We start from the raw sequence: 4,698 nt of genomic DNA on the forward strand, positions 1-4,698 counted from the left end.
CAGCGCAGCGGGGACACAGGATCGCCCACCTCACGCGGCTCGATCAACGACTCGAGAGCCGCCACCAGACCGGGATCGCGCTCGACGGCAGACTTTCAGGGGCTGGGCGATGGCCAGGGCCGCCTTGTACTGCTCGTCGGTGACCGGCTCCAGGTCGTACCGCCGCCGGTCTCGTCCCCGACGAGCATGGCGACGTGCGCCATGAGAAGAGATCACTCCACAGCAGGCCGGCCTGCTTGCGGGCCAGAAGACGTCGCGCACCGCGCGGCGTATCCGGGCCAACGCGTCAGTGAACGCCACCTCGGCGTCGACGCCGTCGGTGCGGATGCGTCCGGCTCGGCGTGTCATGGCCGACCCGTGCGCGCGAGGTGGCGCTCGTCTGGTGTCACTTGCCGCTGTAGACAGGGAAGGCGCTGTGCTCGCCGTAGTCCACGTCGCGCAGGTCTCGCAGGACGTCCATGTCATCGCCGGAGATCTTGAAGTCGACCTCGGTGTTGGACCGCATGTGCTCGGGGTTGGCCGTCTTGGGCAGCGACACGGCGTCCAGCTGCAGGGTGTAGCGGATGCACAGCTGCGGGACGGACACGCCGTACTTCTCTGCCATCGCCTTCACCTCGGGGTTCTGCAGGATCGCGCCGTGGGCGATCGGAGAGTACGCCTCAACGAGGATCTGCTTGCTCTCGCAATAGGCCAAGAGGTCGGAAGGGGTGTTGCCGGCGTGCACGAGCAGCTGGTTCACGTGCGGGACGACGTTCGCGCTCGACAGGATGTTCTCGAGGTCGTGCTGCTGGAAGTTGGAGACGCCGATGGATCGGATCTTGCCGGCCTGGTTGGCGTCCTCCAGGGCACGCCATGCCTCGCGGTTGCCCTGGGCGTAGTCGCCGCCGCGGAAGTCGTCCCACGGCTGCGGGCTGTGGATCAGCATCAGGTCGATGCGGTCCAGGCCCAGCTTCTCGAGAGAGCCGTCGATCGCGGCGATAGCCTGGTCGTAGTTTTTGATCTCCGCAGCGAGTTTGGTCGAGACGAACAACTCGTTGCGGGGCACTCCCGATGTGCGCACACCCTTGCCGACGCCGCGCTCGTTGCCGTATGCCTGGGCGGTGTCGATGTTGCGGTAGCCGATCTCCACGGCTGCGCGGACTGCGTCAGCCGCCTTGTCGTCGTCGATGAACCAGGTGCCGAGCCCCAGCTTGGGAACCTCGACGCCGTTGGACAGGGTGTAGGTCTCGTCCAGGATGGTCATGCGTTCGTTCCGTTCTTCGGCAGCTTGCCGTACACCTCGTCGGTGACGGGCTCGAGCCATTCGTTGCTGACGTCCTCGCCCGGCGTGATGAAGGCGATGTGAGAGAACCACGAGTCGGCCTTCGCACCGTGCCAGTGCTTCGTCCCCGCCGGGACGCGGACCACCGTTCCCGGCTCCATGCTGACGGGATCCTCGCCTTCCGTCTGGAACCAGCCGCTGCCCGCCGTGCACAACAGGATCTGGTCACCGCCCCCGCCCGTGCCGTGGTGGATGTGCCAGTTGTTGCGGCACCCCGGCTCGAAGGAGACGTTACTGACGGGAACGCTCCCCGAGGCGAGCGGAGCCAGGTAGCTCTGGCCGACGAAGTACTCCGCGAAGGCGTCGTTCTTCTCCCCGAGGGGGAAAATCTGATCAAATCCGTTGACAGGCATCTCGTTACTTCCTTTGATTCAACAGGCCCCGCTGACTGTGCAGGGCATCGTTGCGCTACTCGCGCCGGTGATCAGGCGGAGTGCTCGTCGGCGATCTTCTTCAACTGCGTGATCGCGGTCATGGCGTTGGGCCATCCGGCGTAGAACGCCAGGTGCGTGATTGCCTCGGACAGCTCCTCCACCGTAAGCCCGTTGTCCAGGGCCACACCCAAGTGGTAGGAAAGCTGCTCGCTGCGGTAAAGGGCGGCCAGCACACTCACAGTGACCAGGCTGCGGTCCCGCGGGGCAAGCCCGGGACGCTCCCACACGTCCTGAAACAGGACTTCATTGGTGATCTCGACAAGCTTGGGAGCGATGCCGGCCAGTTCCTGGGGCGCGGACTGCTTCGTCATGAGGTGACTCCCTGCCACGGAATGAACACGAGGATGCGGTCTTGCTCACCGTCGGCCAGCCGGTGCCAGCAGGCACCCGCAGGCGCGTTGCCTCGCCCTTCGGGACCAGACCGCATCGCTGCCATCATCGAGGAAACCGCAGATCACAGCCTCACGGAAGGCACTGCTGTTACAGGTACTGACAGAACCCCCCCAGCTCTGCTCCACCCCGCTTAACCTGATCGGCATGGACACCGCCCACGAGATCCGACAGTTCCTCGCCACCCGCCGTGCCAGGCTCACCCCCCAGCAGGTCGGCCTGCCCGCCTTCGGCGGCGGCAACCGCAGAGTGTCCGGGCTGCGCCGCGAGGAAGTCGCCCTACTCGCTGGTGTCAGCATCGACTACTACGCCCGCCTGGAGCGCGGCCACCTCGCAGGCGCCTCCGAGGAAGTCCTCGACGCACTCAGTCAGGCCCTCCAGCTCGACGACGCCGAACGCGCCTACCTCCGCGACCTGGCCGCTGCCCAGCGCCGCCGTCCGTCGCGCCGCACCGCCCGCAAGCCCAAGAATGCCGTCCCGGCCAGCCTCGCCCGTGTCCTGGACTCCATGACCAACGCCCCGGCCTTCATCCGTAACGGTCGCCTCGACATCCTCGCCGTTAACCCGCTCGGGCGCGCCCTCTATGCCCCACTGTTCACCGGCTCAGCCCGCCCCGTGAACATCGCCCGCTTTCAGTTCCTCGACCCCACCAGCCGCGACTTCTTCCCCGACTGGAACGCCTCCGCCAACACCACCGTCTCACTGCTGCGCACCGAAGCTGGCCGCGCCCCGGGCGACACCGACTTGACCGGGCTGATCGGCGAACTCGTCACCCGTAGCGACGAGTTCCGCGCCGCCTGGGCCAAGTACAACGTGCGCCTGCACCACACCGGCCGCAAACCCTTCCGGCACCCGGCCATCGGCGAGCTCAGCCTCGACTTCAACGCCATGGAACTGCCCGCACAACCCGGCCTCACCCTGACCGCCTACGGCGCCGAACCCGGGACCCCGGACCACGACGCCCTGCGACTGCTCGCCTCCTGGGCCGCCACCGAAGGGGAACAGACGCACCACGAAGACCCCGCCCGATCCTGACCAAGGGACACGACAGCAGGCCAGCTCAGCGGCGCGCAAGCCTCGGATGCGCATCGGCCCAGTGGGACAAACAGCCGCACTAGCTGCTCGCGCTCACTGCCCGGATCCGGGCGTAAGGGCCGACAGCATCAGATCCGGCCGCCCGGCAGACTCAGCCGTCCCACCGCGGGATGCCCGTACCAACGACTGGAGAAAATCGGCTACCGCGATGGCGATGGCGACGTACGGGAAGCGGAAGGCTCCTTGCGAGATCGTCACAGCCGCCCGGGTGTGCCTCCACCGACTCCCTCAACAGGAATCCGGCTGTGAGGTCGGCTTCTCCGCGTGCGCCTGCGGTCACCGAGCCGAATCCTGGCGACCGATCGATCGCATTGGTGATTCTGCAGCCAGATGTCGGGGAAATCTTTGCCCTTCACATACCTGAACATCTGCGACGCTGGAAATATGAGTCGTGACCTGCATCTGAACGAGCTGGGTGAGTTCCTCAAAGCACGGCGCGCCGGCGTCAGCCCGGCCGACGTAGGCCTTCCCGCCACTTGCGAACAGCCGCGGCGGGTGACCGGCCTGCGACGTGAGGAGGTCGCACTGCTGGCCTCCATCAGCACGGAGTACTACACGCGGATTGAGCAGGGGCGCATGCAGGCGTCTGCTCCCGTGCTGGCCGTTCTTGCCCGTGTGCTCCTACTCAACGCGGACCAACGCACGTATCTCTTCGAGCTCGCCAGCAAGGGTGAACAGCCGCCTCACAGCATGCGAGAGAAGGTGGACCCGCAGTTGCAGTTCCTTCTCAATGATCTCGCCACCAGCCCCGCGTTCGTCATAGGCCGCCATTCCGATGTTCTGGCCTGGAACCAGCTGGCTGCGGCCCTGTTCGCTGACTTCGGAAGCATCCCGGAGAACCGCCGGATCTACGTCCGAATGCTGTTCACCGATCCTGCCCTTCGGGCCCTGTACATGGACTGGGAGGAAGTCGCCCACTTGGCCATCGCCCAGCTCCGCATGGCGAGCGCCCGCTGTCCGGGCGATCCGAAGCTCCGTGCCATCGTCGAGGAGCTCTCGGCCGTGGACGAGGAGTTTCGGAAGCTGTGGACCGAGCATCATGTCGACACCAGGATCTTGGGAACGAAGAGGCTGCATCATCCAGTCGTCGGAGAACTCACTCTCGGCTGGAACAGGCTCAGCTGCGGCACCAATCCCGACCAGCAGATCATCGCCTGGACCGCCCCGCCTGGGTCACCTTCCCATGACGCCCTGCGGTTGCTCGCCTCCTGGGCTGCCGACCAAAGCATCAAGGCCTCCAACGGCGTCCCCTGATCATTCGATCACGCCAATTGCCCAGGCTGTGGGTTGTGCTTGGCACAGACTTGTCACCACCGCATGCCGCACTTTCGTTGTTTGGTGGAGTCGTCCTATGTGGTCTGTGGGGGCCTCCCCCTGAGTGGTGGACACGCTGATACTGGATCTGCTTGATCCGGAGGAAGCGAGAAGACCGCCGATGGCGATGAAGGACTACTCGGA

General features: G+C 65.7%; 5 protein-coding genes. 2 read left to right on the plus strand and 3 right to left on the minus strand.

Annotated elements, in window-relative coordinates; genetic code table 11:
- Nucleotides 1–385: 385 nt before the first annotated feature.
- From ABT300_RS41530 to ABT300_RS41540, 3 genes are all read right to left on the minus strand, one after another.
- The gene (locus ABT300_RS41530) at nucleotides 386–1,243 is read right to left on the minus strand and encodes an aldo/keto reductase (protein ID WP_351687653.1); all 858 of its coding nucleotides are present in this window, start codon (nucleotides 1,241–1,243) and stop codon (nucleotides 386–388) included.
- Nucleotides 1,240–1,674 (minus strand): cupin domain-containing protein, encoded by a 435-nt coding sequence (locus ABT300_RS41535; RefSeq protein ID WP_351687656.1) that lies wholly within the window; start codon nucleotides 1,672–1,674, stop codon nucleotides 1,240–1,242. The genes ABT300_RS41530 and ABT300_RS41535 overlap by 4 nt, the downstream gene beginning before the upstream one ends.
- A 71-nt stretch (nucleotides 1,675–1,745) precedes the next feature.
- Nucleotides 1,746–2,066 carry a carboxymuconolactone decarboxylase family protein gene (locus ABT300_RS41540; RefSeq protein ID WP_351687659.1) on the minus strand — a complete coding sequence of 107 codons (321 nt, stop codon included), beginning with the start codon at nucleotides 2,064–2,066 and terminating at the stop codon, nucleotides 1,746–1,748.
- Between the two features lie 226 nt (nucleotides 2,067–2,292).
- On the opposite strand from ABT300_RS41540, the gene ABT300_RS41545 reads away from it, so the two are divergent.
- Together ABT300_RS41545 and ABT300_RS41550 are read left to right on the plus strand one after the other, a co-directional pair.
- Nucleotides 2,293–3,180 carry a helix-turn-helix transcriptional regulator gene (locus ABT300_RS41545; protein WP_351687662.1) on the plus strand — a complete coding sequence of 296 codons (888 nt, stop codon included), beginning with the start codon at nucleotides 2,293–2,295 and terminating at the stop codon, nucleotides 3,178–3,180.
- 444 nt (nucleotides 3,181–3,624) lie between these two features.
- A complete protein-coding gene (locus tag ABT300_RS41550) occupies nucleotides 3,625–4,494 on the plus strand; it encodes an MmyB family transcriptional regulator (RefSeq protein ID WP_351687665.1) in 870 nt (289 codons plus the stop codon).
- Nucleotides 4,495–4,698 lie beyond the last annotated feature (204 nt).

Origin of the sequence: Streptomyces sp. NPDC001027 (assembly GCF_040299045.1) — a bacterium.
Taxonomy (GTDB): Bacteria; Actinomycetota; Actinomycetes; order Streptomycetales; family Streptomycetaceae; genus Streptomyces.

What these genes read in the sequence shown, in the direction of transcription:
- ABT300_RS41530 (WP_351687653.1), bottom strand. Translation starts at nt 1,243, where the DNA reads ATGACCATCCTGGACGAGACCTACACCCTGTCCAACGGCGTCGAGGTT.
- ABT300_RS41535 (WP_351687656.1), bottom strand. Translation starts at nt 1,674, where the DNA reads ATGCCTGTCAACGGATTTGATCAGATTTTCCCCCTCGGGGAGAAGAAC.
- ABT300_RS41540 (WP_351687659.1), bottom strand. Translation starts at nt 2,066, where the DNA reads ATGACGAAGCAGTCCGCGCCCCAGGAACTGGCCGGCATCGCTCCCAAG.
- ABT300_RS41545 (WP_351687662.1), top strand. Translation starts at nt 2,293, where the DNA reads ATGGACACCGCCCACGAGATCCGACAGTTCCTCGCCACCCGCCGTGCC.
- ABT300_RS41550 (WP_351687665.1), top strand. Translation starts at nt 3,625, where the DNA reads ATGAGTCGTGACCTGCATCTGAACGAGCTGGGTGAGTTCCTCAAAGCA.